1 pseudogene is annotated in these 823 nt (G+C 70.4%); it reads left to right on the plus strand.

Annotated elements, in window-relative coordinates:
* Positions 1–823: pseudogene (locus CCN72_RS36485) on the plus strand (AI-2E family transporter); the annotation flags it as partial.

The raw sequence follows: 823 nt of genomic DNA on the forward strand, positions 1-823 counted from the left end.
GGGCGCGAGTCTCACCGAGATGAGCGAACGGCTGGACGCCCGCCAGGCGGAGGTGTCCGAGGAGGACACCGCGCCCGAACCGGCACGCCGGGAGCCGGTCATGGCCGACGCCGTGTCCTCGGCCGCGCCCGACGCCCTGTCCGACACCGCGTCCGACACCGTCGCCGACGCGGTGCCGCACGCCCGCCGTCCCCCCGCCTCGGCCCCGCCCGTCCCGCGACCCGATCCCGCCCAGGCCGTGCCCTGGGGGGTACGGGTCGCGGCCGAGGCCGGCTGGCGGCTGCTGGTGCTCGCGGGCACCGTCTGGGTGCTGATGCGGGTCATCAGCGCTGTCCAGCTGGTGGTGTTCGCCTTCGTCATCGCCCTGCTGANNGCGGCTTCGTGGTGATCGGCCTGATGGGCTGGTTCGTGACCTGGCAGGTCATGGAGAACATCGACACGCTCTCCACCCAGATACAGTCCGGCATCGACGATCTGCGCAACTGGCTCCTGAAGAGCCCCTTCCATGTCACCGACAAGCAGATCAACCAGATCGCCAAGAACCTGCGCGAGGCCATCGGAGCCAACGCCGACCAGATAACGTCGGCGGGCCTGGAGGGCGTTCAGGTCATAGTGGAGGCCCTGACCAGCATCCTGCTGGTGTTCTTCTCCACGCTCTTCCTGCTCTACGACGGCAAGCGCATCTGGAGCTGGGTCCTGAAGCTGGTGCCCGCCGCCGCCCGGGAGGGCGTGGCCGGCGCAGGACCGCGCGCCTGGCGCACCCTGACCGCGTACGTCCGCGGCACCGTGCTGGTCGCCCTGATCGACGCGACCTTCATCGGCA

The sequence above is a fragment of the Streptomyces murinus genome (assembly GCF_002154555.1).
Taxonomy (GTDB): domain Bacteria; phylum Actinomycetota; class Actinomycetes; order Streptomycetales; family Streptomycetaceae; genus Streptomyces; species Streptomyces murinus.